The sequence below is a fragment of the Corynebacterium sp. UMB2355A genome (assembly GCF_033877495.1).
Lineage (GTDB): Bacteria > Actinomycetota > Actinomycetes > Mycobacteriales > Mycobacteriaceae > Corynebacterium > Corynebacterium pseudogenitalium.
In genome coordinates this window covers 1,944,858-1,971,731 of the sequence record NZ_CP138855.1, presented here as the reverse complement: position 1 = coordinate 1,971,731, position 26,874 = coordinate 1,944,858, and the positions used below count along the sequence as shown (strand labels likewise).

The window sequence follows — 26,874 nt, the reverse complement described above, 5'->3', positions numbered from 1 at the left end:
GCTGCCCCCGCTCGCTTCTGCTACACGTCCACCTTAGAACAGGAAGTAGCGCTGTGCCATAGCCAGTTCTTCAGCTGGCTCGGAGTGGATTTCCTCACCGTTGACGGTCAGTACGTAGGTCTCCGGATCGACCTTGATATCAGGCGTCTCGGAGTTGTACTTCATGTCTGCCTTGGAGAGGTTGCGGATGCCCTTCGCCTCAACGAACTTGCGGTTCGTGTTCAGCTGATCCGGCACGCCGGCCTCGAATGCGGCCGTCGGCAGGAAGGTGACGCTGGTGCGACGGACTGCATCGCCGTACGCTGCGTAGGAATAACGCATCGTGCGTGGCTGTGGCGTCGGGATGGATGCGTTGGAGTCACCCATCTCGGCGCGTGCAACGTAGCCGGACTTGAGCACGAGCAACGGCTTGACGCCGAAGTGTGCTGGCTCCCAGACCACCAGGTCAGCAATCTTGCCCTCTTCAACGGAACCGACTGCGTGCGCGATACCGTGAGCGATAGCTGGGTTGATGGTGTACTTGGACACGTAACGCTTGATGCGCTCGTTGTCGTTGCCCTCGGAGTCGCCCTCGAGCGGACCACGCTGCTGCTTCATGCGGTCAGCGACCTGCCAGGTGCGCAGCACGACCTCGCCGACGCGGCCCATTGCCTGGGAGTCGGAGGAGGTGATGGAGAGGATGCCCATGTCGTGCAGGACGTCCTCCGCCGCGATGGTCTCCTTGCGGATGCGGGAGTCTGCGAACGCCACGTCCTCCGGAAGATCCGGGTTCAGGTGGTGGCAGACCATGATCATGTCAAGGTGCTCTTCCAGCGTGTTGTGGGTGTACGGCAGCGTCGGGTTGGTCGACGCCGGCAGCACGTTGGAGTGGCCAGCAAGCTCGATGATGTCCGGCGCGTGACCGCCGCCAGCGCCCTCGGTGTGGAAGGTGTGGATGACGCGGCCGTCAATTGCCTTGACGGTGTTGTCCACGAAGCCACCCTCGTTGAGGGTATCGGTGTGGATTGCGATCTGGACGTCCATCTCGTCCGCGACCTTGAGCGCGTTGTCGATGGAGTTTGCGGTCGCACCCCAGTCCTCGTGGATCTTCAGGCCGATGGCACCGGCCTTGATCTGCTCGCGCAGCGGGTTCAGCGCGGAAGCGTGGCCCTTGCCCAGGAAGCCAACGTTGACCGGGAAGTCAACGGAAGCCTCGATCATGTGCTTGATGTTGGTCGCACCCGCGGAGACCGTCGTTGCGTTGGTGGAATCAACCGGGCCAACGCCGCCACCGATGAGGGTGGTGGTGCCGTTGTCCAGGGCAGCCATGACCTGGTCTGGGGAGATGAAGTGAATGTGGGTATCCACTGCACCAGCGGTGACGATCTTGCCTTCGCCGCCGATGACCTCGGTTGCGACGCCCACAACGATGTCGATGCCGTCCTGGATGTCCGGGTTACCAGCGCGGCCGATCTTGAGGATCTTGCCGTCCTTGATGCCGATGTCAGCAACGTAGATGCCGGTGTAGTCGATAATGATCGGGCCGGTAATAACGAGGTCCGGAATCAGTTCTTCACCGGTAACACGGGAGTTTTGGCCCATGCCGTCACGGATAACCTTGCCGCCACCGAAGTTGACTTCTTCGCCTGGCTTCAGCAGGTTCTTCTCAACGCGTGCGATCAGCGAGGTGTCCGCGAGGCGGACGCCGTCACCGGTGTGTGGGCCGTAAAGCTCGGCGTACTGACGCCTATCCATCTCAAATGCCATTTTGTTCCCTTCCTTAAAGGTTTCGTAATCCGTTTACTTGACTGGGCCGTTGACCTTGCCGTTGAAGCCGTGAACTTCGCGCTTGCCGCCGAAGTCGATCAGTTCAACAGTGCGGGAATCGCCTGGCTCGAGACGGGCTGCGGTGCCCGACGGGATGTCGAGGCGCTTGCCCATCGCAGCTTCACGGTCGAACTCGAGGGCGCTGTTTGCCTCTGCGAAGTGGAAGTGGGAACCGACCTGGATCGGGCGGTCGCCGGTGTTCTTCACCTCAAGTGTGATCGGCTCGCTGCCTTCGTTCAGGATGACCTTGCCTTCAGTGATGAAGTACTCGCCTGGAATCATGGATAGTCTCCTTTTATCGGATTGGGTTGTGGACAGTGACAAGCTTGGTGCCGTCAGGGAAGGTTGCCTCAACCTGAACGTCAGAGATCATCTCTGGAACGCCTTCCATGACATCGTCACGGGTAAGCACCTGGATGCCCTCGGACATCAGCTGCGCTACCGTCTTGCCATCGCGGGCGCCTTCCATGAGGTAATCCGTGATGAGAGCTACCGACTCTGGGTAGTTCAGCTTCACGCCGCGTTCCTTGCGGCGACGTGCCACATCAGCAGCAACCACGATGAGCAGCTTTTCCTGTTCGCGTTGGGTCAGCTTCATTTCTTCTCCTTGCTCGTTGACGATTGATATTCGATTATTTGCCGACGCCCCGCCTGTGCCTTCTGGAACAGACGGGGTTCAGCTTTCACTCATTGTGTGAAATTTTTTCGGTTCGCCCCGAACCTACTCCGAATTAGTGGTGATGGTGATGCTTCTTCGGGTTATCCGAGGCTTCTTCCGGTGAGTGTCCGGGCGCTAATCCCTCTCTGATGAGCTGTTCATCGAGTGAGTGATCCGGATTCTCATGGTCGGGTTTCATCTTCGATTTTGTAAACATTGAGAACAGTCCGTTCTGGTACGCCACTGTACCCAAAATCAGGAAGATACCGATGATCTGGAGTACCGATGGGATCTCGCCAAACAGCGGAGCTGCAATGATGACGGAGGTCACCGGCGAGAGCAGCAGGATACCTGCGGACAGGGTCGGGTCGAGCCAGACCGTGCCGTACTGCACGAAGGTCCATGCCAGCGCCTGGCCGAGGATAGCCAAGCAGATGAGGTTGAACCAGTTCCATGCGGTCAGCGCGTCACCGACGGTGTGCTCAGGATCAACCAGCGGGAGCTGACCGTCGATCAGAACACCGTTGACGAAGTCGAATCCCTTACGCGGGGAGATGAAGAATGCCACGATTGTTGGCGGGACTGCCTGCGCAATCATCGTGTACATCATCGGCTGGACGTACAGATCCTTACGTGCCGAGGTACCAGCCTTGCGGGAGAGGTAGAGGTAGAAGGAGTAGCACACGCCCGAGGTCAGACCGAAGATCGTGCCCAGGGTTGCAGTCTTAATGCCGTAGATGGACTCTGGGCCGCCAGATGCCTCAGCAGCCTCGAAGACGCCACCGGTCAGCAGCACGCCGACCGTCATGATCGGAACAAGAATAAGGAAGACCGGCGGAATCTTGTACTTATCAAATACCGCGGTCAGCATCGGCACGATAATGACCTGCAGGTTCAGCAGAATTGCAGCAATACCCGCACCAACGTAGAAGATGGAGTAGTTCCAGCAGGTAAAGTTGACACCAAGGAAGAGACCGGAGGCAATCGAGAGCATAATGCCCTTCTTGCTCAAGGCGGACTTCTTGCGGATCTCGGAAATACCGAACGGGATCAGGACAATGCAGCCGATCACGACGCGCAGGAAGGCCTGCGTGGCGGGATCCATGTTCGTGGCCTTGACCCACAACGGGGTACCGGCAAGGAATGCTGTACCAAGCGCAAGGAACAAAACCGCCTTGCCGTGGCTCACTGGTTTGATTGGCGGACCCTTGATGTCCGCTGCCGTAGTGGCGCTAGAAGTATTTGACATGCCAAACACAATACATTCCGAAACACAATTCAGAATTTCTTAAGGCGCCATTTGCATAACTTTCAAACTATTGCATATATAACCCCTCTCCGAGCGACTTTATAAAAGCTCCATTCAGATTTTTATACATTTCGACTACCCCCGTTATAGGGTATACCCAAACAGTACAAACATACTGTCAGCTGCACGTTTCCCAAAGATGCCCCGAAAATTGGGCCAAAAATAGAAACTCTCTACCCCTTTATTGAATATCCGAGATTCAATGGTTCGATTGAATTGCATACTGTTGTTTTTTCATTATTTTATAAATCAACATTCAAAAGTTTCCTGGGAGCTTTTTAAGGTCCAACTTTCAACCTTTCCCGGTTCGCCTGGTCCCATACCCCTCCCCGACCGCACTGTTAACATATTGCAGGTCAGATATAGGGAGGCGGAAAGCAGACATGCCTTTGTCCGAAATCAATGCTGAACGTAAACGAGAACAGCGGCTCCTCGAACGGTTTATGTGGCTCTCCATCACAGCGTCCGTCATCACCATTGCTTTGAAGATGGCAGCGGCCGGCATTACGGGATCAGTCGGTTTCCTCTCAGACGCCATCGAGTCCGTGATCAACCTGGTTGCTGCCCTCGTCGGCCTGTGGGCACTAAAGCTTTCCGCCAAGCCCGCAGACGAAAACCACAACTTTGGCCACGCGAAGGCCGAGTATTTCTCCGCGCAGGTGGAGGGGTCGCTGATTCTGGTGGCGTCCGTGGCCATTATCTATACGTCCGTGCAGCGCATTATTCACCCGCAGCCGGTTGAGCAGATCGGTATCGGCCTGGCGTTCTCTGTTGCCGCCACGGTACTGAACCTCGCGGTGGGCGTCGCGCTGGTGAAGGCTGGGAAAAAGTACCGCTCTTCAACGCTGGATGCCGACGGCCACCACCTGCTTACTGACGTGTGGACCACGGTCGGCGTGATCATCGGCATCGCGGCTGTCTGGATTACGGGCTGGCAGCTGCTCGACCCGATCATCGCGCTGTGCGTCGGCTTCAACGTCCTGTTCACTGGCTACCGCCTGCTCAAAGGCGCCATTCTTGGGCTGCTCTCGGAAGCGCTACCGCAAGATGAGCTGGAGAAGCTGCACGGCTTCCTTAATAGCTACGTCGCCGAGCACGACGTCGAGTTCACGTCTGTGCGCACGGCTGCGTTTGGGCGGGATCGGCTCATCAGCCTCGTGGTGCAGGTACCCGGCGGCTGGACAGTGGCGTACTCCCACGAACACGCTGACGCCATCGAGGACGGCATCACCGAAGCCATCGGCGAATCGGAAACCATCGTGCACGTGGAGCCCGCGGGGTACCACACGCGCACAGGCCCGCTCTGGGCTTAAGACCCGTCTTCGGTTACGGACGCGTACTGTTCGCTGAGCTTGTCCGCCTCGGTGACGTAGAACATGGCGCGCTGCCCCATGGACTCGTCGCGCTTGTCGGTGCGGGCCTGCAGGTCTTCGATTTCGGACTCGGGAACGCCGATGCCACGCATCTCGTCCGTCTTTGACCAGATGGCAATGATGGCGTCTTCGAAGGCGGGCTCGTCCATCTCGCCTGGATCGGCATCGGGCTCGGCCTCTGCTTCCTGCGAAGCCGGTGCGGCGGGTGTTTGCTCGAATGGGAGGGGCTGGGTGGTGCACGAAGTGGCCGTCGATACGCAGGCGGCGGCGAGTGCTGCGACGAAAAGTTTTGAGTGTTTCATTCTGCTTATTCTAACCACCGAAATTCGCTGGTCATACGATTAAGATACAGAGGTATGGCTGTACAGCATGGAACGATTCCACCACCGGCGCTCCAGCAGCGCGCCCCCTCCCTTTCGAAAAAGCAGTGGGCGGGCCTCATTCTTGGCGCCGTGCTCTTCGCGCTCCCCTTCTTTTTCAACATCCCTGGCCTCGAGGCGCCCGGCCAGCGGATGCTTTCTATTTTCCTGTTGGCGATTGTCTTCTGGATCCTCGAGCCGATCCCGCTGACCGCGACCGCGGTGCTAGTGATCTTCCTCGAGGTCATCCTGCTTTCGAAGGGCGCCATCGTTGACCCGACGGGTGGCGTCGAGGCGCTGAAGGAGACGGTGCTGCCGGCGTCCGACTACTTTGCGGCGCTGGCGAACCCGGTGATCATCCTGTTCTTGGGCGGGTTCATGATTGCGCATGGCGCGGAGAAGTTCGGGCTGGACAAGAACCTGGCGGCGATCATGCTTCGGCCGTTCCCGGACAAGGCGCGGCTGACGGTGCTGGGGCTCATGCTGATTACCGCGCTGCTGAGCATGTTTATGTCGAATACGGCGACGACGGCCACGATGTTCGCGGTGGTCATCCCGATTCTGCGCACGCTGCCGCCGGGTAAGGTGCGCGCGGGTGTGGCGCTGTCGATTCCGCTAGCGGCGAACGTGGGCGGCATCGGTACTCCGGTAGGTACGCCGCCGAACGCGATCGCGATTGGTGCGCTGGCAGAATACTGCATCAAGGTGTCCTTCGTGCAGTGGATGCTGCTTGCCGTCCCGTTCATGCTGGTTGTGCTGGTGTTTGCGTGGCTGTTCCTGTGCGTCGCGTTCATCCCTTCGGAGACGCGGATCTCGATTGCAATGGATGCGTCCTGGGATACGTCGTCGAACGCGAAGCTGTTTTACGCCGTCGCGGGGCTGACGATTGCGCTGTGGATGAGCGAGCCACTTCACGGGATCTCCTCGAATATTGTCGGTTTCTTCCCCGTCGTTGCGCTGCTGAGCCTGAAAGTGATGAAGGGCAAGGACGTCCAGGCGCTGGACTGGCCGGTGTTGTGGCTGGTCTCCGGCGGTATTGCGCTGGGCACGGGCGTGGGTGCGACGGGCCTCGACGATTGGCTGGTCGGCTCCGTGAACTGGAAGGTGCTCGGCCCGATGATGATCCTGGCGCTGCTGGGCCTGATCGGGTTTGCCATGGCGAACGTCATTTCCCACTCGGCGGCGGCGAACCTGCTGGTGCCACTGGCGGTCTCGCTGGCGATCACGCTGTCCGAGCCGAGCCCGATGCTCATCGCGGTGATTGTGGCGATCGCCTGCTCGCTGGGTATGGCGCTGCCGATCTCCACCCCGCCGAACGCGATTGCGTACGCCACGAAGGAGATCACCATCCCACAGATGGCGCAGGTCGGCCTGGTGGTGGGTACGGTGGCAACGCTGCTGCTGATCTTCGTGATGCCGTCAGTATGGACGCTGCTGGGGTTGCTGTAGATGATTCCACACTCAACAATCGCGGTCATCGGTGCGTCGGAGGCGTCGCGCACCGTCCAGAGCATCGTGCGCGACGCGTTCGGCGGCACGCATACGGTGCTCACCTACCCGTCGCTGACGGACTTGCCTCGCACGGACGACCTCGCGCTCGTCACCGTCACGGTGCACGAGCACGGGCTCACCGCCGATCACCCGCTGGTCAAATTTCTTGACGACGCCCACTACGAACACACCCGCATCATCGTCCTGACCACGGCACCGACGGTGTCGGGCCTGGACCGGCTCAGCGAGCTGGGCAGGCTGGACATGCTGGTGTACACGCCGGAGATCCACGACGAGGCCCTGGCACGGAACCTGCAGCAGCAGCTCACCCGCTATTGGGCGTCGCGCTACCACGACAACCCCGAGCTGGCGTCGAAGTACGACCAGCCGGCGGCGCCGGCGCTGGACGTGGAGCTCAGCGACGAGGAGATCATCAAGCACATTATTGACGCCGCCGACCGGCACCTCGGGCGCCAGCCGCGCCTGGTCTTCCCTCCCGGGGTGAACCTGACCACGGAGGGCAAAGAGGTCGAGGAAGTCATCTTGACCATCTCGGGCGAGGTGGTGCTGCAGCGCAGCACGGACGCCGGGGATATTACGATGCACCGCGGATCGACGGGCCAGGTAATTGGCCTGTTGGCGCTAGCGGGCACGCGCATCGGGTTCTTCACCGCGCGAACCACGACGGAGGTCACGGCGGTGCAGCTGCCGATGGACCAACTCAACTACCTGCTCGACATCGCACCTGGCCTGGACCGCATGCTCGCCGTGCTGCTGGTGCGTTCCTACGACCGGCGCCTGCGCCGCTCCGAGGACATCCAGGTGCACCAGCACGAGATGACCGCGGAGCTGGAGCAGGAGCGGGCGCGGCTGAGCACCGCGCTTCGCAACCTGGAGGAGGCCCGCCGCGAGTTGATGAGCCAGGCCCGGTTCGCCTCGCTCGGCGAGCTGGCGGCGGGGGTCGCCCACGAGCTGAACAACCCGATGGCCGCGATTGAGCGCACGGCGGCGCATCTCGGAGAGGACGTCGATAAGCTGCTTGCGGCGAGCCCGAACCGGAAGTGGCGCGAGGGCGTGCTCAAGGCGTTTGAGCAGGCGAAACTGGCGCCCTCGGTGAGTACGAAGGAGGCGCGCAGGCTGCGGCGTGAGCTCACCGAGATCATCGGCGACCGCGCGCTTGCGCAGCGCTGGGTGCTCGCCGGGCTGCACGACGCCGCCTTTGCTAAGCAGGTGGCCCGCTCCCGCAGGCTCGACTTCGAAACCATCGAGCGCGCTGCGGCGATCGGCACTGGGGTGCGCAACCTCTCCACCGCGGCGACCCGCATCACGGAACTCGTGGCCTCGCTGCGCTCGTACGCGCGCCCTGACGGCGACCCCGTCACCGATGTCAATGTCCACGAAGGTATTGACGACACGCTGCGCCTCATCTCGCACCGGCTCGACCACGTCGAGGTCATCCGCGATTACGCGGAGCTGCCCAACATCACGTGCATGCCGGGCCAGCTTGCGCAGGTGTGGACGAACCTGCTGACCAACGCCGCCGAGGCGATGCAGGACACGGGCGTTGGCAGCGCAGTCACGATCAGAACCAGCGCACCAGAGCCGGGCTGGATTGAAGTCGACATTATTGATGACGGCCCCGGCATCCCCGGCGAGCGCCTCGAGCGGCTCTTCGAACCGCGTTTCACCACGAAGAACGGCCAGGTGCGCTTCGGGATGGGGATCGGCCTGAGTGTGTGCCGAAGCATCATCAATAAGCACCACGGAACCATCACGCTGGAGTCCTCGCCACGAGGCACCCAAGCCAGCGTTCGCCTACGTATCAACGGACCAAGGAGACACCATGAACCTCACCATTCTGATTCTTGAAGATGAAGCCGAAGTGCGCGCCGCCCTTGAGCGCGACCTCCTCCCCTTCGCGGACACCGTCCGCCTGGAGGTTGCCTCCAACGCCGACGAAGCATGGGAGGTGATCGACGAGCTCAGCGACGACGGCGACCTCCTCGCGCTCGCGCTGTGTGACCACCGCATGCCCGGTACCACCGGCGTGGAGTTTTTGGTGCAGATGGCGCAGGACCCGCGCACCGCAGCGACCCGCAAGGTGCTGGTCACGGGCCAGGCTCAGCTCAAGGACACCGTGCACGCGGTGAACGAGGCGAACCTGGACTACTACATCGCCAAGCCGTGGGACGTCGAGGAGCTGCACCAGGTTGTGCGGAACATGCTCACGGACTACGTAGAGGCGCTCGACATTGACCCGCTGCCCTACTTCGAGGTGCTTGACCAGCAGCGGGCGCTGAAGCTTACCCGCCACCGGGACTAATGAATGGAGGTTGGGGTGTGCTCGGGCGGGATCTTCGGGTGGTCTAACAGGTCGAACCCGAAGAGGATCCGGTCCTTGACTCCCGCCAGAATCGCCTCGACGGAGTAGACGTCACGGAACGTTTGCTTCGTAAACACTTCGGCGGGTGAGCCTTCGGCATAGATCTTGCCTTCGTGGAGCACGATGATGTGGTCCGCGAAGCGCTCAATCAGGTCGATTTGGTGCAGGCTTACTACCGTTGTGATGTTTCGTTCAACCGTGAGCGCCTTGATTTGGTGCAGGATTCTGTACTGGTTTTCGATGTCGAGTGCGGACGTGGGCTCATCGAAAAGCAGGATGTCTGGCCGTTTGACCATGGCCTGCCCGATGAAGACTTTTTGGCGTTGGCCACCGGACAGGTTGCGGATCGCGACGTCGCGCAGGGGCTGCAGCTCAAGCATGTCGAGCACTTCGTTGACGTCGTCGATGTCTTCCTGCGTGGTGCGGATGCCCAGCTTGGATACTTTGCCGATCATCACCGTTTCGAAGACCGTGAACGGCAGGTCACCCTCCGTGTGCTGGTTCAGGTAGGAAATGGTGCCAGTGGTTTCGATGTCGCCGGAGATCTTCTTGCCGCGCCCCTGGTTGTGTGAGCGGACAATCGACGTCATCAGCGTGGTCTTGCCCGCGCCGTTGCGTCCCATCAACACGGTGACCTCGCCGGGTTTGGCTTGGAAGCTGATGTCCTTGATGATCTGGCGCTCGCCGTAGTCGAACGAGAAGTTCTTGACGCGAATCATGCCGCTACACCGCCCTTTGACGGCGCTGGCTTGTCAGCGCATAGACCAAGAACGGGATACCGATAATCGAGCTGATGATGCCGATTGGGACCACAACGCCCGGGACGATCAGCTTCGAGAGGATCGAGGACACCAGCAGGATCATCGCACCAAGAATGGCGGAGCTGGTCAGGTAGAACCGTTGGTCCTCGGAGACCAGTCGGCGCGCCAGGTGCGGCGCGGCCAGGCCGATGAAGCCGATCTTGCCGCAGAAACTCACCGCGAGGGCGGTCAGGATTGAGGCGAGGACCAGCGAGAGGATCTTCACGCGTCCGACCTTGACGCCGAGCGCTTCCGCTCGTGCTTCGCCGAACTTCAGCGCGGTCAGGTTCCACGCGTTGCGCAGCAGCACCGCGAAGACAACGACGAACGTCGAGAGCAGGATCCACGCCTGCGGGTAGGAGGCGCGGGTGAGCCCGCCCATCGTCCAGAAGACGATGTACGACAGGCTCTCTTCTGACGCGCGGTACTGGATCAGGGACAGGAAGGCGTCGAAAAGGAAGTTCAGCGCGATACCCGCAAGCACGAGTGATGAGTTGCTCATCTCGATGTATTTGCCCACCGCGAAGATAATCAGCACGGAGACCAACGCGAGCAGCAGCGCTCCGCCGGTTACGAAGACCATCGGCAGCGCCATCACAAAGACGATGGCTGCGCCGAGGCTCGCCGCCGAGGACACGCCAAGCGTGAACGGGCTGGCGAGCGGGTTATTCAGGATCGTCTGCATCACGGCACCCGCCAACCCCAGGCTCATCCCCACCCCTACTGCCATGAGGGCAGCTGGCATGCGCATGCGGAAGAACGCAACGTGCTCAACCGAGTCAGGGTCTAACACGGTGGAGAAGTTTGAGAGCTTGATGTTAGCGGGGCCGACGCACAATCCACCACGAAAAGGACTACGACCGCCAAAATGGCAAATGCGACCAGTAGCCCTTTCGGGAGGCTTCTTGATGTTGGTTTACTCATACTTGACGAACCAGGTTCCCTCGTATGGGATCGGCATGTACTTATCGAAGTAGTCCTTGATCAGGGCTTCCGGGTCCAAGTCTGCGAACTCGTCTGGGTGGAAGAGCTTGGCAAGCTGAGCGTAGGAGTAGAAGTCGAGCATTTCGCGGGTCATCGGGTGCCCGATGGCGTAGAGCTCGTTGTTTTGGATAGCGGTGAGCTTGTCCCAGCCTTCGCGCTCACGGTAAGGCTTAAGCGAAGCAAGCGCTTCGTCCTTCGAGACCGAAAAGCCCATCTTGACGGAGTCCGGCTGGTTGGCCCAGAGGGATCCGCAAAAATAATCTTGTCCGGGTCGCTGACCAACACCTGCTCTGCTGACAACGCTTCCGCGTCGTTGGCTGCCATGAAGTGCGTGGCGATGTTGTCCGCACCGACGGCGTCCAGGATGGCGCCCCACATAATGTCAGCACCGTAGGTGTTGCCGAACTCCGTCGGACCGCTGGAGCTGGTTTCAAAGTACACCGAGGTAGAGCGGTCCAGCTTCGAAGCGCGCTCCTCGATGTCGCCGACGACGTCCTCGTAGAACTTCGTGATCTCGTCGACATTCTTCGTCAGCCCAGTGGCTTCAGCGATGATCTTGGTGGACTGAATATGGTTTTCCAGCTTTTGGCTGTGGTAATCGATGTAGATTACCGGGATGCCAGTCTGTTCAGCGATGACATCCATCTTTGCCTTTTGGCGAACCGGAGCAATGACTCCGTCGACACCCATCGTCAAAAGTTGTTCGGCGGAGATCTGATCCTTCGTCGCATCACCAATCTTCGGGATATCAGCAAGCTCCGGGTTCGCCTCAAGCAAAAGGTCCCACAGATCTTGTCGATTGGACTCGAGCCCCTTGTCCATCGCAGCGATCTTGGACGTGTAGTTGTCCCGGTCGAGGGCCGCCATCGTCAAAAGCGGCCCGCCTGAACCAGAAAGCTGGATGGCGGCGTGCTCGAGTGGTTTCTCCAGTTGAATCGTGTTCCCGGTGATGTCCGTGATGGTCACTGCATGCGAGGCATCTGCAACGGTCTGGCTCGCTTCCGGAGTGGACTCGTTGTTCGTAGAGGTGCTGCATCCAGTGACTGTCCACATCATCGCGGCACAGAGCACTACAGCTGGGAGGGATTTCTTCGCGGAGAAGGCCATATGTATCGACTTTCACTGTGGTTTGGTTGCACCGATTCCGAGCAAGGAATGTGAAGGCGCAAGGGTGGATGGCTCCACCCAACTAGCAAATGTTCAATTAATAAATTGAACAACCAAATTACAGCACATGTGAAAGCGATACGTCAAGCCTGTCAATTTATTGTGAGACCTCTTCTGAAGCCTCCGCAATCGCGGCCGCGAGGCGCTGAGCCGCTTGCGCGATCTCCTCGTCGCTGATCACCAGCGGCGGCGTCAGGCGGATCACGTCATCCGCCGGCGCGTTGAGGATCACGCCGTGCTCAAGGCCAAGCTTGACGACGCGCTTCGCCACCGGCCGCTCCAGCACCACGCCGAGCATGAGCCCACGCCCGCGGACTTCCTTGACGCCCGGGATCTTCGAGGTGGCGTCGGCAAGCAGTTGCCCCTTGCGGCGCACCTCCGCGAGGAAGGCGTCGTCGATGGTGGCCAGCACTGCCGTGGCCGCCGCGCACGAGACGGGGTTGCCGCCGAACGTGGTGCCGTGGCTGCCCGGCGTAAATAGCTTCGCTGCCTCGCCGCGGGCGATCGTCGCGCCGATTGGCATGCCGCCGCCGAGGCCCTTGGCCATAGTGATCACGTCCGGTAGCACGCCCTCGTGTTGGAAGGCGAAGAAGTCGCCGGTGCGGCCGACGCCGGTCTGCACCTCGTCGGCGATGAAGAGGATGCCGTGCTTGTCGCACAGCTCGCGGACCTGGGTGAGGAAGCCTTCCGGGGCGGGGATGACGCCGGTCTCGCCCTGGATGGGCTCCATGATGATGGCCGCGGTATCCGAAGGGTTCTGCTCCACGAGTGCGGTGAGCGCCTCGATGTCGCCGTAGGGGTAGAACTCCACGCCGGCGGGCAGCGGCTCGAAGGGCTTTTGCTTGTCGGGCTGGCCGGTCATGGCGAGCGCGCCCATGGTGCGGCCGTGGAAGCCGTGCTGCGCTGCAAGGATGCGGCGGCGACCCGTCAGGCGCGCGAGTTTGAAGGCTGCCTCGTTGGCCTCGGTGCCGGAGTTGCCGAAGTAGACGCGGGCGGTGTTGTCGCCGACGTGCTCGCGGAGTGCCTCGGCGACCTTGACCACGGGTGCGGAGCCGAACAGGTTCGAGACGTGCCCGAGCGTCGACACCTGGTGGGTGACCGCCTCAACGACGGCCGGATGCGCGTAGCCAAGCGAGTTGACCGCGATGCCGGCCAGCATGTCGATGTACTGCTTGTCATCGGCGTCAGTCACGGTGGAGCCGGAACCTTCGACGAGCTCGATTGGCGGAACCGGGTAGTTATCTAAAAGCGCGCCCGCCCAACGCTGCGTGAAGTCCTTCATGCGTCATCCTTTCTAAAAATGGTGCCGTCCGGGTACTGGGAACGGTCGTAATCATCTGGCAGAACCATGGTGCCCACCCCGCCCATCGTGAGCAGCTCAAGGAGCACGGAGTGTGCGACGCGCCCGTCGATGACGTGGGCGGCTTTCACCCCGCCCTGCACCGCCGTGAGACACGCCTCCATCTTGGGGATCATGCCCGAGTCCAGTGCTGGCAGCATCTGCTCGAGGTCCCCGGCCTCGAATCTTAGACAGCAGCGAATCCCTATTCGGCCAGTCTGTGTAGAGGCCCTCCACGTTGGTGAGCACCACGAGGCGCTCCGCGCCGATCGCCGCGGCGAGCGCGCCCGCGGCCTCGTCGGCGTTGATGTTGTACACCTCGCCGTTCTCTCCCGGCGCGATGCCGGAGACCACCGGGATGCGGCCGGCCTCGATGATGTCCATGACGGCGGCGGGGTTCACGTCGGTGATCGTGCCGACGAGCCCGATGTCGCGGGTTTCGCCGTCGACTTCGACGGTGCGGCGCTTCGCGGTGAACAGCCCGGCGTCCTCGCCGGAGGTGCCCACCGCGTAGGGCCCATGGGAGTTGATCTTGCCCAGCAGGTCGCGCCCGACCTGGCCGAAGAGCACCATGCGCACCACGTCCAGGATCTCCGGTGTGGTGACGCGGAACCCGCCGACGAACTCGCCGCCGTCCAGGCCGAGGCGGGAGAGCATCGCGCTGATCTGCGGGCCGCCGCCGTGGACGACGACGGGCTTCGCGCCGACGGTGCGCAGGAAGACCATGTCGGCGGCGAATGCGGCCTTGAGGTCTTCATCGATCATGGCGTTGCCGCCGTACTTGACCACCACAATTTTGTCGCGGTAGTGCTGCAGCCATGGCAGTGCCTCTGCCAGGACGGTTGCCCGCTGCTCGCTGCTGAGATTCGCTAACACGACTGCCTCCTAGCTGCTGTATGCGGAGTTGATTTCGACGTAGGCGTGCGACAGGTCGGTGGTGCGCACGGTGGCGCTGCCCTGCCCGCCGGTGCCGAGGTTGACGACGACCTCGATGTCCGCACCGCTCAAGTCCACTTCGCGCGCGCCCGGCGCGCCCGCGGACTGCGCGCACACGGTGTGCCCGTTGAAGGTGACGGAGATGTTCTCGGCGTCCATCTCGGCCTCGGCCATGCCGACGGCGGCGAGCACGCGGCCCCAGTTCGGGTCGGAGCCGAACATCGCGGTCTTGACCAGGTTGTCGCGCCCGATTGTCCGGGCTGCGTTGAGCGCCTGGGCGTCGTCGGCCGCACCTTCGACGGTGATGGCCACGCGTTTGGTTACGCCTTCGGCGTCGGACTGCATCATGGCGGCGAGCTGCGAGCAGGCGTCCTGCATCGCGGCGTCGAGGTCTTCCTGCGTCGGGGTGACGCCGCTTGCGCCGCTGGCCATAGCGATGACGGTGTCGTTGGTGGAGGTGGAGCCGTCGATATCGAGGGTGTTGAAGGTGGTGGCAACGGCGCGGTCGAGCGCAGCCTGCAGCGCTTGGCTCTCGACGTCCGCGTCCGTGGTGATGCACACGAGCATCGTGGCAAGCGACGGCGCCATCATGCCCGCGCCCTTGCCCATTCCGCCGAGCGTCCACCCGTCACCATTGACGACGACCTCCTTCGCCACCGTATCCGTGGTCTTGATGGCGACGGCGGCGTCCGCGCCATGGTCGCCGAGCTGTTTCACAACGACCCCGATGCCGTGCTCTATCTTGTCCATCGGCAGCAGGTCACCAATGATGCCGGTGGAGCACACCGCGATCTGCGAGGCGTCCACCCCGATACCCTCGGCGGTCAGCTGCTGCATCGCCTTGGCGTCCTCGACGCCCTGCGCGCCGGTGCAGGCGTTGGCGTTGCCGGAGTTAAACACGACGGCGGAAATAGCGCCGCCCTTGATTACTTCGCGGCTGACCTTGACCGGGGCTGCGAAGACTTTGTTGCGGGTAAACACGGCTGCGGCCGCGTTCTTTGGCCCTTCGTTGACCACGACGGCCATGTCCGGCTTGCCGGATGCCTTGATGCCGGCCGAGATTGCTGCGGCGCTGAATCCCTTGGGGGCGGTAACACCAGTAGTGCTCATGATGAAAATGTCCTTTACAGTCCTATACGAGAAGAAGAAGTAGAGATGGGGTGAGGCTGGCGGTTACGGAGCCACCCCGGCTCGCGAGAGCCCCGCGGTCTCTTCGAGGCCGAGTGCAAGGTTCATGCACTGCACGGCACCGCCGCCGGTGCCCTTGGTGAGGTTGTCGATGGCACTGGTGACCACGAGCTTCTTGGCCGATTCGTCGACTGCTACCTGCACGTGGCACATGTTTGAGCCGACCACGTGCTGCGTCTGCGGCTGCTGCCCTGCCGGGAGCAGGGTGACGAAGGCTTCGCCCGCGTAGGCGGATTCGTACGCCGCGCGGACAGCGGCAGCGTCCACGCCCTGGGCAAGGGGTGCGACCACGGTGGTGAGGATGCCGCGCGGCAGCGGTGCGAGCACCGGCGTGAAGCTGATGCCGACCGGAGACTGCGCGACTTCTTGCAGGTTCTGCTGGATCTCCGGGGTGTGTCGGTGGGTGCCGCCAGCGCTGTAGGCCTTCAGCGAACCCATTGTTTCCGCGCCCAGCATGGCAACGCTCGCCTTCTTGCCTGCGCCGGACACGCCGGTGACGGAGACGATGGTCAGGTCCGGCTCGACCAGGCCGGATGCCACCGCGGGCCACGCCGCGAGCGTAGCGCCCGTCGGAAAGCAGCCGGGCACCGCGATCCGCGTGGCTGCCGCGATCTGCTCGCGGTGGCCGGGCAGCTCCGGCAGGCCGTACGGCCAGGACCCGGCGTGCTCGGAGCCGTAGTAGTGCTGCCAGGCATCGGCGCTGCGCAGGCGGAAGTCCGCAGCACAGTCGATGACCGTGACCTCTGGCGGCAGCGCCGCGCCGATCTTCGCGGAGTGCCCGTGCGGCAAGCCGAGGAAGACGACGTCGTGGCCCGCGAGCACCTCTACCGTGGTGGGTTCGATGACACGGTCGGCGAGCTCGGGCAGGTGCGGCATGAGCTCGCCTACCGAGGCGCCCGCGTTGGAGGCCCCGGTGAGCGCACCGATCTCGAGCTCGCCCGCGAGGTATGCCGGGTGGCCGAGCAGCAGGCGGAGGATCTCGCCGCCGGCGTACCCGGTAGCGCCCGCGACTGCTACGTTCAACACTTTTTGCTCTGACATACACGGGAGTGTAACAGCTATACGGCGCGGTGTATGTTATTCAGGAAAATTTCTTTCCTCCTACCCCCGGAAACACGTCTGCCCACTACCGAAACGAAATCGGCAGTGGGCAGTGAACGCGTATTTTATGCCATCAACGCATATTCATATATCCCTAGATGACGCCCTGCGCCAGCATCGCGTCAGCGACCTTCTTGAAGCCCGCGATATTCGCGCCGGCCACGTAGTCGCCCTCCATGTCGTACTCCTTTGCGGTCGAATCGACCGTCTTGAAGATGTTCGACATGATCTCATGCAAACGCTGGTCGGTGTACTCGAAGGACCAGGAGTCGCGCGAGGCGTTCTGCTGCATCTCCAGCGCGGAGGTGGCCACGCCACCTGCGTTGGCGGCCTTGCCCGGCGCGAACGCGATCCCCTTCTGCTGGAAGTAGTGGGCAGCCGCTGGGGTGCACGGCATGTTGGCGCCCTCGGCGACGTAGCGCACACCGTTGTCCACGAGGAGTTTGGCGTCGTCACCATCGAGCTCGTTCTGGGTGGCACACGGCAGAGCAACGTCCGCCTGGACCTCCCACACGTTGCCGTCCCGGTGGAATTCGACGCCCTCGCCGGCCTCGGCCGCGTAGGTGGAGATGCGCCCGCGGCGCACTTCCTTAACATCCTTGAGCAGTTCGATGTCCACGCCGTTCGGGGTGGTGACGTAGCCGGAGGAGTCCGACATGGCGACAACCACACCGCCGAGCTGTTGCACCTTCTCCGCAGCGTAGATAGCCACGTTGCCGGAGCCGGACACGATAACCTTGGAGCCCTCGAAGGACTCGCCGTGGGTCTGCATCATCTCGGAGGTGAGGTAGACCAGGCCGTATCCGGTTGCCTCAGTGCGGACGAGGGAACCGCCCCACTTCAGGCCCTTGCCGGTGATCACGCCGGACTCATGGCTGTTTTCCAGGCGGCGGTACTGGCCAAAGAGGTAGCCGATCTCGCGGGCGCCAACGCCGATGTCACCGGCTGGCACGTCGCGGTATTCGCCGATGTGGGTGTGCAGCTCCGTCATGAAGGACTGGCAGAAGCGCATGATCTCGGCGTCGGACTTGCCCTTCGGGTCGAAGTCGGAGCCACCCTTCGCGCCACCGATTGGCAGGCCGGTCAGGGAGTTCTTGAAGATTTGCTCGAAGCCCAGGAACTTGATGATGCCCAGGTTGACGCTCGGGTGGAATCGCAGCCCGCCCTTGTATGGGCCGAGCGCGGAGTTGAACTGTACGCGGAAGCCGCGGTTGACCTGGATTTGCCCGTTGTCATCGACCCACGGGACGCGGAACACAAGTTGGCGCTCTGGCTCGCAGAGTCGCTCAATGAGGCCGTAGTCAGCGTAGTGAGGATCCTTATTGAGGACGATCTTGAGGGAGTCAAGCACTTCCGCGAGCGCCTGGTGGAACTCTGGTTCCCCCGCGTTCCTCATCTGCAATTTGCCGTAATAGTCTGAGATCTGTTGATCGATAGACATGTGAATCCTTTCTTCGTGGCGCCCCTTCCGTGGCGAGCACTATATTGACTGGACCCCTGTTAGTTTTCCCTCATTGCACGAGCAGCGCAGCAGAAAACAACGCAAACTTTTGGGACATGGGTCACATTCTCCGCTCCCCTGCCCTTTACTGCTTTTCGACGCCCCTCCGCCCACCGCGCACACCCCACTCGAACACACCTTCGTCAACATGGACGCTGCACCCCGACCTCTACCTGCTAAAACGCGCCAACAGCACGACCAATACAGGCTTGCCCGCGTGCTTGCCCGCCGAAATGTCGGACCCGTTCGCTACATTGCAGCAACACCAACGACACCGAAGGAGACCAATCATGACAACAACGCCCACAGTGCGGTTCCACGGCTACCCGAAACGACTAGTGCCGGACATCCTGAGAGGAGTGGACCGGGACGTTCCCATGACCGATCGCGACAGCGACTCGATCTTCCTCATCGTGAAGTATCTGAAAATCACCGACCCGGAGAACGCGAACGAGCCGACCGCGTACAAGATTCTGAAACAGCTTCACAGCGAACACGCCCAGTTGGAGCGCGGGGTATTCAATCGATTGTGCGAGACACCGAGCGCGTGCAGGAGGAGAAAGATCAGGCGTTCTACCGGGTAATGTTCCAGTTTTTGCAGTACCAAGTAGGACAGCTCGTGATCAAAGCCTTGGAGGCGACGGAAGGGGACGCGACGAGGTTGGTAGGAATGATGCGCTGGCACAATCCGGGGATCACACCAGCAGAAACGAACGACGCAGTGATGAAGACTACCGTGGAGGAAGCACTGAAAACGTTGGGCAAGGACCACAGCCCGCAGGCTGTCGAGGAACTTTGGCGGCAGCTGAACCAACAGGTCGATCTGTTGTCGCAGACTCGGAGAGCGCAGCGATTAGCGCGATGGGCGAAGGACATCCAGAGCCTTCCGGACAGCAGCGACGAGATGAAACGAATCTTCCTGCAGGATCAGAACGAAGCCGCCTGGACGGTAATCGACCAACATCTGACGGAGCCGATCAACGCGCTGATGGAGCAGCAGGAAGAAGAGGATCCCTGGGCGGTGGACTGGGACAGTTAAGCGGGGTTGTCGATACCGCAACTCGTTCTGGCACACCGGTTCGGTTTGACCGGTCAAGCTTGGAACGGGTTGCGTCCTCGCCGCGAGCGCGCGTCGAAGCCAACATTGAGGCAATACGTCCCGCGCAGCACGGAATACACGGTGCGCTCAATATCGTGTGCGCTCATGACTGCCCTGCTTCAAATTGCTCGAACGCGTGTTTTGCCTCAATAAGATGGATACGACGAACCGCCTCCTCAACGACTTCGCCTACAACGCTCCTAACATCGCCCGTGCCCAGGAGAGCGTTGACAGCATCAATCTGTTCATCCGTCACTTCGTCGTCGACACCCGCAGGAACCTGGTAATACTTGGCCAACAAGTACCTAGAAAGGTCTTCTGTCAACGCGTTCAATCGCTGAAACTGCGCTCCAAGGGTTTCCGGCCCCAAAAGCCGCACTGCTTGGTCAATGCCAAAGACCTGCCACCCGCTTGCATCCGCCTTGCTGTCATCTCCTCCCCATGTTGCCGCGCACTCGGCGATATGTGATACGAGCAATTCTTTGGTTCGGTGCTTAATCAGGCTCCATGCCCGTGGCGACACACCGTTAAAAGCCCTGCTCATTGACACAATGTGTTCATTAATCGTGGTTGTTTTCATCATGGCAATACTCCATCTGCGAATGCTTGTCTATATTTAGACGCTGGAGACCGCGTCTCGGTTCCCAACGCTATTGCTCGAAGATCGAATGTGGGCGTAAGGGACATTTTGTATGTAGATGTCTATCTGGTTTCCCGGGATGGCCTCGGCCAACAACCAGATATGGTTTTCAAAACAGTTCCATTTGCCCGTTTTGAGAAATCAACACCGAATGACGTCTGGTGTGTGGTATGGAGTCTGCGGGCAGCACAGGAACCCCAGCGAGATCAAGGACTCTAAGGAACTAGAACCAGCCGCCTGTGCGTTGGGCGGTCGCAAATAGCCAGGGGACGAGCAAAGCCCTTGACGTGCACAATTCTGGCCGCATCGAGTTAGCGGGTGTTCCGGTCGACCTCCTAGCGTCGACCAATGCAGGTCACGGCATTTTGGGCCCATTTCGTGCTATTTGGCCGATTTTGCGCTGACCTGCGTTGGTAAACCGGAGTAGGTCGACCGGAAGAGGTCGACGGGAAGAGGTCGACCGGAAGAGGTCGACGGGCCGAAAGAATTCGATACCGGCATTGATCATCAGTGGAATCCCGACTTAGGAGTGAGAAAAAGGTGGGCCGGACGGAGCTGAACACACACACAAAATGTCCCTTATCGCGACACGCCGTGTTTACGCACAAAATGTCCCTTAAGCCGGAAACAGGAAAAGCCCCCTCCGAAGAGGGGGCTGATCCCGACAAGCTCCGCTGCCGGCCCGGCATCGCGTACAACACTGATGAGTCGGTGCGGTACATATCTGGCCCGAAGAAGGGCAAACAAATCTCCGGGAACCAGAAGTTCATCGACGCGCAGCGTGGACTTCGAGAGCACATGTACGCGTTGGGTTACCCGGTAGAGCTAGATGTGTCTGAACGTCACAATGAGTCGCTGAATCTTGACCGTTACGTCGAACAGCAGGACCGGGAGCGCGACCTTGCGAACCGTGAGGACGAGGTGGAACGGAAGCACAGCTCCGTACAGCGAGATGTCGATGCTGCAGCGAAAGACCGCAAGCAAGCTGCAGAAGAACTCGAACGGGCGCAGCAGGCCCGTGAAGAAGCCCAGCGTGTGCAGGAAAATGCTGAACAGCAGGCTCGCGAGGTTGCCGAGCGCGTACTCAAAGAAGCACGCGAGACGGCCGAGCAGGACGCCGAAAAGATTCGTGATGATGCACAGAAGGATGCTGAACAGGAGTTGGGTCTTGCCGAGGCACGGGCGGAAGAGTTGCTGGACCGTGCCAAGGAGGTTGAGAGCGCCGCCGAAGCCAAGCTCAAGCGTGTAGAGCAGGAAGCTGAACAGCTCCGCAGCGAAGCACGCGAAAAGGCCGAGCAAGAAGCCGAGCAGATCCGCAGTGACGCACGCAAAGAAGCTGAGCAGACGCTGGGTCTCGCTGAAGCTCAGGCAGATGAGCTGCTTGACCTTGCCGAAGAATTCGGCAGTGAAGAACATGATGAGGCCACACGTGACGCTGCAGTAACGCGCGAGGAAGCAGAGCAGGAAGCGAAGATCATCATCGAGGAAGCAACGCAGTCGTTGCAGGAGATTTCGCATGTTGATCAGGACTTTTTGCGGGTCGAGATTGACAGCAACCCAGAGATGAAGCAACGGTACCGCGAGATCGTCATCGACCGTACTCAGGAGGAAAGCGCTGCAGTACTGCGTCGCGCGCTGGAACGCATCGCTAAGCGCCGCCAGCAGGAGCAACAGCGCGACCACGACGGTGACAAGGAGTCCCCCGACGGCGGCAAGCCGTAGATGGGGGTCTCCCCTGCCCTGTATGGCCCTGTAGCGGCCTAACAGGATGTCGCCAGGGTCAGTGTCCAGCGACAGCGCTAAAACCGCTCTAATTCAGCGAAAATCGAAGAATTAGAGCGGTGTTTTTTGAAGCGTCCTGGGTTCAGATTCAGGTAACTCAAGGATGAGTGTGAATCCGGGGTTTGTGTCTTTGAGAAGGCCCTTTAGAAGCCTTCAAGTACTTCGTAGAGGGCGGTGGCTAGGGTTAGTCGCCGTCGCTAGCTGTGCTTGGCTGTTAATGTCATGTCGACCAACTGCAGGAAGCGTATAACGTAGTCTTTGACAAAGCCTGCGGTGCCTTCATTGAGATGGCCGGAGTCTTCGAAGAGGGTGGGGGATTGGCCAAGGAATACCTCGGGCTGACCAGGAAGCGGCATATCGAAGTAGGACAGGGCGAGCCGGAGGTTCTTCTGTGAACTGTAGCCGCCCATGCGGCCTACAGAGTGACTGATGATACCTGCGGGAAGGTTCTTCCAAGCCACATCCGAGTTGGGCTTGGAACCGATGTCCACTGCATTCTTGAGACAGGCAGGGATAGTACGGTTATTTTCCGGGGTAACAAAGAGGACGCCGCTCGAGTTCTTGATGGTGTCGCGGAAAGTGGTGTACTCAGCTGGAATGGGCTTGTCCGTGACCGAGGGGTCATCGTAGTCGAAGTCATAGAGCGGCAAGTCACGGATTTCAACGATGTCTGCCTGGTAGTTTTCAGGGATCATTGTGAGCACTTCGTGTGCAATCTTGCGCGCAAATGAGCCGCGGCGCAGGCTGCCGACGATAACACTAATGCGTGGGGTGGTCATAGGAAGTCCTTTCTTTTTAGTTGGGCGTAGGTACGTGCGATCAAGGGAGAAAAGGCTTGCAGCCAAAGGCAGGCGGTGGCCCGGCGGCGTGGGCGGCAGTAAGAAAGTTATCCACTTTGTCTTCTTCATGGCGGAAGTACAGTTCGATGAGTCCTAACAGTCCCCCGAGGACGGCCTCCCGTGCGGCGGACGTATCCAAAAGCCGCATGGCTGCTGGTTGGTTTCCTTCGCGGATGGCTTCAAACAGCGCGATGGTCTCAAGCCAGCTTCCTTGGTCTGGTCGTGGAAACGGTTTAGAAATCCCAGTCATCATCACTCGTTTCTTCAGCGGTGCCAATGACATAGGAGGAACCGGAGCCGGAGAAGAAGTCATGGTTTTCATCTGCTCCAGGTGCTAGGGCAGCGAGGATTTCCGGGTTCACTTCCGTTTCTTCAGGTGGGAAGTAGTCCGGGTAGCCCAAATTCATGAGCGCCTTATTGGCGTTATAGCGAACGAATACAGCTACATCATCCATGAGCCCCAACGGCTCATATAGCTCGCCGGAATAATCCAGCTCTAGGGCATAAAGCTCTTCGAGCAAGGAAATAGTGAAATCATGCATCTCCTGTTGCCGTTGTGGAGCAGACGTTTCCAGTCCGCGCTGGTACTTGTAGCCTGAGTAGTAACCGTGCACTGCCTTGTCACGCAGAATGAGGCGAATCATGTCTGCCGTATTTGTCAGGGTGGCGTGGACGGAAAAATGCAGGGGAAGATAGAAACCCGCGTAGAGAAGCAGCGAGGAAAGCAGCGTCGATGACACTTTGCGCTTGAGTGGATCGGGTCCAAAATAATGAGTGAGCACTTTTTTGGCGCGTGCCTGGAGAAGGTCATTATTCACCGCCCAGCGGTATGCCTCATCAATTTCTTTCGTACTGCTCAAAGTAGAAAACACTGAAGAGTAAGAACGGGCATGGACTGATTGCATGAAGGCGATGTTGGTATACACGGCCTCCTCGTGCTCGGTGCGGGCATCTTGGATCTGACAGATTTCGCCCACAGTGGCCTGGACGGTGTCCAGGGTGGTGAGTCCCGTGAACACCCGCATGGTGAGGTTGCGTTCCTCCGGTGTCATCCTCTGCCACGCCGGGAGATCGTTTGAAAGTGGAACCTTTTCTGGCAACCAAAAGTTGGCGGTGAGGCGGTTCCACACTTCAAGATCCTTCTCATCGCTCACCCGATTCCAATTGATGGCGCGGATGCGGGCTGAAGGGTCATGCCGGTAACTTGGCGGCGTAACTGAGATGCTGGTTAGCTCAGCAGTGTTTGATGTTGAAGACATAGCTTCTTTCTTTCTTGATGGATGGTTGTGAATGAAGGAAGGACCGTGTTCCTACAGAGCACAGGAAACGCAGCCTTCGACCTCGGTTCCCTGGAGTGCAGGTTGGCGTAAACGGATGTAGTACAAGGTCTTGATTCCGGCTTTCCAGGCATAGATTTGTGCCTTGTTGATGTCCCGCGTAGTGGTGTCAGCGGTGAAGAACAAAGTCAGGGAAAGCCCTTGGTCCACGTGTTGGGTGGCCATAGCGTAGGTGTCGATGATTTTTTTGTACCCCACGGTGTAGGAGTCATCGAAATACTCCAAGTTGTCGTTGGTCATTTCCGGTGCGGGGTAGTACACGCGCCCCAAGCGGCCTTCCTTGCGTATTTCAATCTTGGAGGCAATCGGGTGTATGGACGCGGTGGAGTCATTGATGTAGGAAATTGATCCAGTGGGTGGAACTGCCTGCAAGTAGGCGTTGTAGATGCCGTCTTGCATCACTTGGTTCTTGAGCCGTAGCCAATCCTCGCGTTGAGGAATCTGCACGCCAGCCTCATGGAATAGCTGTTTTACGTGGTCAGTGGCCGGCGCCCAGTCTTGGTCGATGTACTTGTCGAAGTAGACGCCAGTGGCATAGGTGGATTCTTCAAAGCCAGTGAATCGTTGACCTTTCTCAACCGCTAGCGCATGGGATGCACGGAGCGCATGATAGGTCACGGTCAGGAAATAGATATTTGTAAAGTCCAGTGCTTCGGCGCAGCCATAAGGAATACGCTTGGAAGCCAGGAAACCGTGGAGATTCATTTGGCCCAACCCGATGGCATGCATGGATGCATTACCGTGAGCGATGGAAGGAACAGCTTCGATATTTGTTAGGTCTGAGACCTTCGTGAGAGCGCGCACCGCGGTTTCAACAGTTTCCCCAAAGTCCGGTGATTCAAAAGCTTTAGCGATGTTGAGCGACCCTAGATTGCAGGAAATGTCCTGGCCAACGGTGGTGTAGTTACCTGAGGCGCCGTAGGTGGATGGCGTGTTGACCTGGAGGATCTCACTACACAGATTGGACATATTGATATGTCCTTTGAGGGGATTAGCGCGGTTGACCGTATCCTCAAAGAGTATGTAGGGGTATCCAGATTCAAACTGAAGCTCAGCCAGCGTGGTGAAAAACTCGCGGGCCTTGATAGTCGTATGAGAAATTCGCGGATTGGAAACCAGCTCGTCGTAATACTCGGTGATAGACATGTCAGACATGGCTACGCCGTACTCGCGAGCGATGTCATACGGGCTAAAAAGATGCATATCCTTGTTCTCTTTGGCCAGCTGGAAGGTTATATCTGGAATAACAACTCCCAGCGAAAGAGTCTTAATGCGGACTTTCTCATCGGCATTTTCCCGCTTGGTATCCAGGAAACGAAGAATATCTGGATGGTGCGCATGTAGGTAGACGGCTCCAGCGCCCTGTCGAGCGCCCAATTGGTTGGCATAGCTGAAGCTATCTTCCAGAATTTTCATGACTGGGACTACGCCGGAAGCTTGGTTCTCAATCTTTTTGATTGGGGCTCCGGATTCGCGCAGATTGCTCAGTAACAAGGCCACACCACCGCCGCGTTTTGAAAGCTGCAGTGCAGAGTTCACGCTGCGGCCAATGCTTTCCAAATTGTCTTCGATGCGAAGGAGGAAGCAGGAGACCATTTCGCCACGCTGGGCTTTTCCTGCGTTGAGAAAAGTAGGGGTGGCGGGCTGGAAGCGTCCGGTCATGATGTCATCCACCAGCTTCTCCGCAAGCTCTTCATCGCCCTGTGCAAGGTACAAAGCTGTGGTGGCGACGCGTTCTTCGTAGCCTTCCAGAAATCGCGAGCCATCAAAGGTTTTCAGTGCGTATGAAGTAAAGAACTTAAATGCGCCGAGGAAAGTGCGGAACTGATGCTTGGCTCGGTGGGCTCTGTCGTACATAGTGCACAGAAAATCGTCATCATAAAGCTCAAGGAATTCCCGCTCGTAGTATTCGTTATCAACCAACCACTCCAAGCGCTGCTTGGTGGATTCAAACTGATGCATGCGGGGAGTGACATGGTGCGCTAAAAAGTCTTGTGTTGCCTCAATGTCCTTGTCGAACTGGATTCTTCCCGAATCGTCGAATAGGTTCAGCTGCGCGTTGAGTGCATGGTAGCTCTTGCGCTTACCGACACCGCCGGCATCGTCTGCTGAAGCGGTGCGGGGCGTAGGGCCAATGGGCTGTGTGGGGGTGGCCTTAAGTGGCGGCATTGTGGTTTCCAATCTGTGTGTTGCGGATGTGGTCTTCATTTTGTGGGAAATCAATGGGGTGTAATTGTTAGTTGCTTTGCTGCTCCCAAAACTTGTGAAGGCCCTGCTTTACAGCGGCAACGTCCTTCTGCGTGCCGAGTAGCTCGAAGTGATACAGCTCTGGAACGTGGCACTTAGCGGAAATGATGCGGCCGGCGACGCAGTAAGCGCTTCCGAAGTTGGTATTGCCTGAGGTAATCACGCCCCGGATAAAGGAACGGTTGATTGGGTCATTGAGGAAGTCGATGACCTGTTTGGGGACTGCGCGTTTGAGCGAGCCACCGCCGTAGGTTGGAACGATGAGTACGTACGGGTGTGAAACCTGGATCATTCCGGTTTTCTTGGGCCGCAGTGGAATGCGCACTGCGGGTCTATCTAAGCGTTCGACGAATCTTTTTGTGTTTTCAGAAACGCTAGAAAAGTACACCAAATCTGGTGAGTCTGACATGACAATCCTGCTCATCCTGGCCTTAGCCATAAGTGGGATAGGTGATGATCGAAAAGATTAACTACGTACTACCGTAGTTGCAAACTACGTCGCACCGTAGTTTTTAAAAGGGCAGGTAGGGACAGG

Annotated in this window: 27 protein-coding genes; 7 read left to right on the top strand and 20 right to left on the bottom strand. The window is 59.5% G+C overall.

The genetic code is table 11. From position 1 onward, the window contains the following. Positions 1 to 33: 33 nt before the first annotated feature. The 4 genes from ureC to R0V12_RS09280 form a co-directional block, all read right to left on the bottom strand. Positions 34 to 1,746: an urease subunit alpha gene (gene ureC, locus R0V12_RS09295; protein WP_288858381.1), complete on the bottom strand. Its 1,713-nt coding sequence runs from the start codon at positions 1,744 to 1,746 to the stop codon at positions 34 to 36. 33 nt (positions 1,747 to 1,779) lie between these two features. Beyond that, a complete protein-coding gene (locus R0V12_RS09290; RefSeq protein ID WP_252931478.1) occupies positions 1,780 to 2,088 on the bottom strand; it encodes an urease subunit beta in 309 nt (102 codons plus the stop codon). Positions 2,089 to 2,101: 13 nt separating this feature from the next. Further along, complete coding sequence (locus R0V12_RS09285) at positions 2,102 to 2,404, bottom strand: urease subunit gamma (RefSeq protein ID WP_070362895.1); 303 nt, start codon at positions 2,402 to 2,404, stop codon at positions 2,102 to 2,104. 133 nt (positions 2,405 to 2,537) lie between these two features. Continuing rightward, positions 2,538 to 3,713: a DMT family transporter gene (locus tag R0V12_RS09280; protein WP_320072516.1), complete on the bottom strand. Its 1,176-nt coding sequence runs from the start codon at positions 3,711 to 3,713 to the stop codon at positions 2,538 to 2,540. 443 nt (positions 3,714 to 4,156) lie between these two features. On the opposite strand from R0V12_RS09280, the gene R0V12_RS09275 reads away from it, so the two are divergent. Then, positions 4,157 to 5,086 (top strand): cation diffusion facilitator family transporter, encoded by a 930-nt coding sequence (locus R0V12_RS09275; RefSeq protein ID WP_288792045.1) that lies wholly within the window; start codon positions 4,157 to 4,159, stop codon positions 5,084 to 5,086. Here R0V12_RS09275 and R0V12_RS09270 read toward each other — a convergent pair. Beyond that, positions 5,083 to 5,448 carry a hypothetical protein gene (locus R0V12_RS09270; protein WP_252931476.1) on the bottom strand — a complete coding sequence of 122 codons (366 nt, stop codon included), beginning with the start codon at positions 5,446 to 5,448 and terminating at the stop codon, positions 5,083 to 5,085. The genes R0V12_RS09275 and R0V12_RS09270 overlap by 4 nt on opposite strands. 54 nt (positions 5,449 to 5,502) lie before the next feature. Between R0V12_RS09270 and R0V12_RS09265 the strand changes: the two genes are divergently transcribed. From R0V12_RS09265 to R0V12_RS09255, 3 genes are read left to right on the top strand one after another with little or no spacing between them, the layout of a single operon-like run. Further along, complete coding sequence (locus R0V12_RS09265) at positions 5,503 to 6,954, top strand: SLC13 family permease (protein ID WP_320072515.1); 1,452 nt, start codon at positions 5,503 to 5,505, stop codon at positions 6,952 to 6,954. Beyond that, positions 6,955 to 8,865, top strand: a complete 1,911-nt coding sequence (locus tag R0V12_RS09260; RefSeq protein ID WP_256042087.1) for an ATP-binding protein — start codon at positions 6,955 to 6,957, stop codon at positions 8,863 to 8,865. Next, positions 8,840 to 9,319, top strand: a complete 480-nt coding sequence (locus R0V12_RS09255) for a response regulator (RefSeq protein ID WP_288858380.1) — start codon at positions 8,840 to 8,842, stop codon at positions 9,317 to 9,319. The genes R0V12_RS09260 and R0V12_RS09255 overlap by 26 nt, the downstream gene beginning before the upstream one ends. Here R0V12_RS09255 and R0V12_RS09250 read toward each other — a convergent pair. The 9 genes from R0V12_RS09250 to gdhA form a co-directional block, all read right to left on the bottom strand. After that, positions 9,316 to 10,098, bottom strand: coding sequence for an ABC transporter ATP-binding protein (locus R0V12_RS09250; protein ID WP_320072514.1), 783 nt, complete (start codon positions 10,096 to 10,098; stop codon positions 9,316 to 9,318). The genes R0V12_RS09255 and R0V12_RS09250 overlap by 4 nt on opposite strands. A gap of 4 nt (positions 10,099 to 10,102) precedes the next feature. Beyond that, positions 10,103 to 10,972 carry a FecCD family ABC transporter permease gene (locus tag R0V12_RS09245; protein ID WP_413774854.1) on the bottom strand — a complete coding sequence of 290 codons (870 nt, stop codon included), beginning with the start codon at positions 10,970 to 10,972 and terminating at the stop codon, positions 10,103 to 10,105. 123 nt (positions 10,973 to 11,095) lie between these two features. Further along, the gene (locus tag R0V12_RS09240) at positions 11,096 to 11,257 is read right to left on the bottom strand and encodes a hypothetical protein (protein ID WP_320072512.1); all 162 of its coding nucleotides are present in this window, start codon (positions 11,255 to 11,257) and stop codon (positions 11,096 to 11,098) included. Beyond that, positions 11,254 to 12,270, bottom strand: a complete 1,017-nt coding sequence (locus R0V12_RS09235) for an ABC transporter substrate-binding protein (protein ID WP_320072511.1) — start codon at positions 12,268 to 12,270, stop codon at positions 11,254 to 11,256. The genes R0V12_RS09240 and R0V12_RS09235 overlap by 4 nt, the downstream gene beginning before the upstream one ends. 157 nt (positions 12,271 to 12,427) lie before the next feature. Then, complete coding sequence (locus tag R0V12_RS09230) at positions 12,428 to 13,612, bottom strand: acetylornithine transaminase (protein WP_288858376.1); 1,185 nt, start codon at positions 13,610 to 13,612, stop codon at positions 12,428 to 12,430. Positions 13,613 to 13,708: 96 nt separating this feature from the next. Next, positions 13,709 to 14,545, bottom strand: a complete 837-nt coding sequence (gene argB, locus R0V12_RS09225) for an acetylglutamate kinase (protein ID WP_320072510.1) — start codon at positions 14,543 to 14,545, stop codon at positions 13,709 to 13,711. A gap of 9 nt (positions 14,546 to 14,554) precedes the next feature. Beyond that, positions 14,555 to 15,715: a bifunctional glutamate N-acetyltransferase/amino-acid acetyltransferase ArgJ gene (gene argJ / locus R0V12_RS09220; RefSeq protein ID WP_288858374.1), complete on the bottom strand. Its 1,161-nt coding sequence runs from the start codon at positions 15,713 to 15,715 to the stop codon at positions 14,555 to 14,557. Positions 15,716 to 15,778: 63 nt separating this feature from the next. Beyond that, positions 15,779 to 16,834 carry an N-acetyl-gamma-glutamyl-phosphate reductase gene (argC, locus tag R0V12_RS09215; RefSeq protein WP_320072509.1) on the bottom strand — a complete coding sequence of 352 codons (1,056 nt, stop codon included), beginning with the start codon at positions 16,832 to 16,834 and terminating at the stop codon, positions 15,779 to 15,781. A 154-nt stretch (positions 16,835 to 16,988) separates the two neighbouring features. Continuing rightward, positions 16,989 to 18,335: an NADP-specific glutamate dehydrogenase gene (gene gdhA, locus R0V12_RS09210; protein ID WP_320072508.1), complete on the bottom strand. Its 1,347-nt coding sequence runs from the start codon at positions 18,333 to 18,335 to the stop codon at positions 16,989 to 16,991. Between the two features lie 350 nt (positions 18,336 to 18,685). Here gdhA and R0V12_RS09205 point away from each other — a divergent pair, with 350 nt between their 5' ends. Together R0V12_RS09205 and R0V12_RS09200 are read left to right on the top strand one after the other, a co-directional pair. Continuing rightward, a complete protein-coding gene (locus tag R0V12_RS09205; RefSeq protein ID WP_320072507.1) occupies positions 18,686 to 18,979 on the top strand; it encodes a hypothetical protein in 294 nt (97 codons plus the stop codon). Beyond that, positions 18,925 to 19,434: a hypothetical protein gene (locus R0V12_RS09200; protein ID WP_320072506.1), complete on the top strand. Its 510-nt coding sequence runs from the start codon at positions 18,925 to 18,927 to the stop codon at positions 19,432 to 19,434. Before R0V12_RS09205 ends, R0V12_RS09200 begins: the two co-directional genes overlap by 55 nt. A 163-nt stretch (positions 19,435 to 19,597) precedes the next feature. Here the strand turns inward: R0V12_RS09200 and R0V12_RS09195 are convergent, their stop codons facing one another. Continuing rightward, on the bottom strand, positions 19,598 to 20,077 hold the full coding sequence (locus tag R0V12_RS09195; protein ID WP_071572895.1) for a hypothetical protein: 480 nt from the start codon (positions 20,075 to 20,077) through the stop codon (positions 19,598 to 19,600). A gap of 666 nt (positions 20,078 to 20,743) precedes the next feature. On the opposite strand from R0V12_RS09195, the gene R0V12_RS09190 reads away from it, so the two are divergent. After that, positions 20,744 to 21,856, top strand: coding sequence for a coiled-coil domain-containing protein (locus R0V12_RS09190; protein ID WP_320072505.1), 1,113 nt, complete (start codon positions 20,744 to 20,746; stop codon positions 21,854 to 21,856). A gap of 257 nt (positions 21,857 to 22,113) precedes the next feature. Here the strand turns inward: R0V12_RS09190 and R0V12_RS09185 are convergent, their stop codons facing one another. The 5 genes from R0V12_RS09185 to nrdI all read right to left on the bottom strand — a co-directional run bounded on the left by R0V12_RS09185 (position 22,114) and on the right by nrdI (position 26,748). Next, positions 22,114 to 22,695, bottom strand: a complete 582-nt coding sequence (locus R0V12_RS09185) for an NADPH-dependent FMN reductase (RefSeq protein WP_022862715.1) — start codon at positions 22,693 to 22,695, stop codon at positions 22,114 to 22,116. A 40-nt stretch (positions 22,696 to 22,735) separates the two neighbouring features. Then, a complete protein-coding gene (locus tag R0V12_RS09180; protein ID WP_133065267.1) occupies positions 22,736 to 23,008 on the bottom strand; it encodes a hypothetical protein in 273 nt (90 codons plus the stop codon). Beyond that, complete coding sequence (gene nrdF, locus R0V12_RS09175) at positions 22,989 to 24,014, bottom strand: class 1b ribonucleoside-diphosphate reductase subunit beta (protein ID WP_034666259.1); 1,026 nt, start codon at positions 24,012 to 24,014, stop codon at positions 22,989 to 22,991. Before nrdF ends, R0V12_RS09180 begins: the two co-directional genes overlap by 20 nt. A gap of 51 nt (positions 24,015 to 24,065) precedes the next feature. Further along, positions 24,066 to 26,261, bottom strand: a complete 2,196-nt coding sequence (gene nrdE / locus R0V12_RS09170; RefSeq protein ID WP_052205721.1) for a class 1b ribonucleoside-diphosphate reductase subunit alpha — start codon at positions 26,259 to 26,261, stop codon at positions 24,066 to 24,068. Positions 26,262 to 26,328: 67 nt separating this feature from the next. Next, on the bottom strand, positions 26,329 to 26,748 hold the full coding sequence (gene nrdI / locus R0V12_RS09165; RefSeq protein ID WP_033399510.1) for a class Ib ribonucleoside-diphosphate reductase assembly flavoprotein NrdI: 420 nt from the start codon (positions 26,746 to 26,748) through the stop codon (positions 26,329 to 26,331). Positions 26,749 to 26,874: the final 126 nt, after the last annotated feature.